The organism is Armatimonas sp. (assembly GCF_031410135.1).
GTDB lineage: Bacteria > Armatimonadota > Armatimonadia > Armatimonadales > Armatimonadaceae > Armatimonas.
The window spans coordinates 1-3,009 of record NZ_JANNYP010000136.1 but is presented as its reverse complement, the minus strand read 5'-3'; the positions used below and the strand labels follow the sequence as shown (position 1 = coordinate 3,009).

Annotated in this window: 3 protein-coding genes; 2 read left to right on the top strand and 1 reads right to left on the bottom strand. The window is 59.9% G+C overall.

Annotated features, from left to right (window positions below; all coding sequences use genetic code 11):
* The first annotated feature begins 242 nt into the window (after positions 1-242).
* Entirely contained in the window at positions 243-1,586 is a 1,344-nt protein-coding gene (locus tag RMO15_RS05045) for a Gfo/Idh/MocA family oxidoreductase (RefSeq protein ID WP_309708672.1), read from the top strand.
* Positions 1,587-1,732: 146 nt separating this feature from the next.
* Positions 1,733-2,650 (top strand): sugar phosphate isomerase/epimerase family protein, encoded by a 918-nt coding sequence (locus tag RMO15_RS05040; RefSeq protein ID WP_309708668.1) that lies wholly within the window; start codon positions 1,733-1,735, stop codon positions 2,648-2,650.
* 6 nt (positions 2,651-2,656) lie between these two features.
* On the opposite strand, the gene RMO15_RS05035 is transcribed toward RMO15_RS05040, so the two are convergent.
* Positions 2,657-3,009, bottom strand: a 353-nt coding sequence (locus RMO15_RS05035; protein WP_309708665.1) for a response regulator transcription factor, incomplete at its 5' end; no start/stop codon positions are given.

Here is a 3,009-nt window from a genome sequence, read left to right as displayed (position 1 = left end):
GCCTGCACCATAGCATCCACGCTCGGGTGGTTAAAAAGCGCATCACTCGTGCGGCGGATCGCCTCGATTTGCCGCTCACGGTGGTCTAGCTGTGCTTTAAGTTCCTCGGGTGTCAATGATCTCTTACGCTCTCTTCAAAATATAATAGTACACACTATGTTAGCCCATAGAGTGAGAGGTGTCAATCGAGAAGGAAAACACGCTCACTCTCCCGAAACTTACCTCACGGAGGATTCGAGAGAGTGAGTGATTCAACAACACCTGTGACGCGACGGAGCCTGCTAACCAGCGCCGCCGCGACCGGATTTTTTATGACCAGCCTGCCGGAATGGGCCGAGGCACGCGAGCAGACAGTGACGGGGCCACGCAAGCCCATTGGGCCTAATGACAAGATCCGCATGGGGCTGATCGGCGCGGGGGGGAGCAAGGGTGGCTTCCGTCAGGGCCTAGGCGACATGCGCGGGATTGCAGGCCGACCCGGCGTCGAAGTCGTGGCGGTCTGCGATGTGGACCTTACCCACCTAGAAGAGGCAGCCAATGTCTTTGGGGGGGCCGCGAAAGGCGTCTCCAAGTACGTGGACTTTCGCTATCTGCTAGACCGGCAGGACATAGACGCCGTCGTGATTGGCACGCCCGATCACTGGCACGCCATTATCGCCAGCATGGCCATGAAAGCGGGCAAGGATGTCTACTGCGAAAAGCCGATGACCCTGCGCCTCGGCGAAGGCAAGGAGCTCGTTCAGATCGCCCGCAAGATGGGGACGGTCTTTCAGACGGGCAGTCAGCAGCGCTCCGATGATCGTTTTCGTACGGCCTGTGAGCTGGTCCAAAACGGACGCCTAGGCAAGCTCAAGCGTGTCGTGGCCCACCTACCAAACGGGCGTGAGCAAGGTCCCTTTGAGGTGCAGCCCGTCCCTGAGGACTTGCTCTATGATATGTGGCAAGGCCCCGCTCCCGAGCGCCCCTATGTCAAAGACCGTGTGCATGGAAACTTCCGCTACTGGTTCGAGTACAGCGGTGGCATGATGACCGACTGGGGCGCACACCACTTAGACATCTCGCAGTGGGGCCTAGGCCGCGATGGCGATGGGCCGGTGAAGGTCAGTGCCAAATCCAAAGCCCTAAAAGAGGACCCGACCAACTGCTCCTATACCACAGCCGTGGACTATGAAGTGACCTACACCTACGCGGATGGCGTGGAGTTGGTTGCGAGCAGCCAGGGCGAGAACGGGGTGCACTTCTACGGCGAAAACGGAAGCTGGATCTTTGTGAGCCGAGGTAAGCTCGCCGCCAGCGACGAGAAACTGCTCACCGACCCGCTGCCTGCCAACGCCAAGAAGCTCTATGTCTCCAAGAGCCACCACGGCAACTTCGTGGACTGTATTCGCACCCGCCAGCGTCCCATCTGTGATGTGGAGATTGGCCACCGAAGCGTGAGCGTCTGTCACCTAGGCAATGTCTGCATCCGGCTGGGCGGCAGTGAGCTGCGCTGGGATCCCAAGAAAGAGGAGTTTGTCGGCGGTGAGAAGATGAAAGAGGCCAACGCTCTGCGCACCTACCGCTACCGAGGCGGCTGGACTCTGTAGCCACCCCGATTAGAACGGGGTGGCTGGAGAGCCTCATTCCTCGGCTGCGAAGGCCGTTCCGGCCATACTGAACTCTTATGGCCGGAACGGCCTTCCTAGCTTTAGCTCTACAGCTACCCCCCTCTAACGGGGGTAGGGAGAAAACGATGCCAACCCTCTTGGAAGAAAAACCAGCACTCACGGAAGGGGCGCTTGCGCCCTTTCCGGAGCTGCTGGAATCCCCCTCACACCCCTTTCGCTTTTGCTTCAACACCAGCACGGTGCGCAAGCATGCGCTACCCCTGCCGGAGCTGTGCCGCCTTGCCGCCGCAGCCGGCTACGATGCCATTGAACCGTGGATGAGCGAGCTGGAGCGCTTCGTGGCTGAGGGAGGCAATCTCTCGGAACTGCGTAGTGAGCTCTTAGACATCGGCCTCACGGTCGAGTCGGCCATTGGGTTCTTTGACTGGATCAACGACGACGACGAAAAACGAGACGCAGGGCTGGTGCAGGCGCACCATGACATGGAGCTTCTGGCGCGGCTCGGAGGGCGACGGATCGCGGCTCCGCCATTTGGAGTGCACACGCCCGGCAGTGAGAAAATCGAGCTACTCGCCGCCGCCGATCGCTACCGCACGCTCTGTGAGCTGGGCGACGAGACCGGGATCGTGCCGATGGTTGAGGTCTGGGGCTTCTCCGCAAATCTTAACCGCTTGGGCGAGGCAGCCCTGATTGCCATCGAGTCCGGCCACCCCAACGCCTCGATTCTCTGCGATGTCTATCATCTGTACAAAGGCAGATCGCCGGTAGAGGGTCTGATGTTGCTCTCGGGCAACCGCCTGCCGGTCTTTCATGTCAACGACTACCCAGAGCTCTCCCCCGATCTGATCACCGATGCAGACCGCGTCTACCCCGGCGACGGTGTTGCGCCCCTACGAAGAATACTTCGCAACCTAGACTACAGCGGCTTTCGTGGCTACCTCTCGCTAGAGCTCTTCAACGAGTCCTACTACCAGAACGACCCGCTGATTGTCGCCAAAACGGGCCTCGAAAAGCTCAAGCGCGTGGTCGAAGACTCGCTGTAGCAGGCGCTAAGTCTCCCGGTTCATCATCCCTTGCTTCCAGGCATAGACTGCGGCTTGGGTTCGGTCTGCTAAGTGAAGCTTGCCCAAGATATTGCTCACGTGGCTCTTCACCGTGGTCTCACTCACAAAGAGCTGGGCCGCGATCTCCGCATTGCCGAGTCCTTCGGCGATCAGGCGTAGTACCTCAAGCTCCCGAACGGAGAGGGGTGGGGGCTCTGGGACGGAAGTGCTCGCCGAGGTGCCTTGGAGTGACTGCATGAGCAGTGTCGCCACTTGGGACGAGAGCGTGGCCTCACCGCGTGCGGCCTTACGGATCGCCTCGACCAGCTCCTCAGGGGGAATGTCTTTGAGCAAGTACG

Coding starts and splice junctions, on each gene's coding strand:
- RMO15_RS05040 (WP_309708668.1), top strand. CDS start 1,733: ATGCCAACCCTCTTGGAAGAAAAACCAGCACTCACGGAAGGGGCGCTT.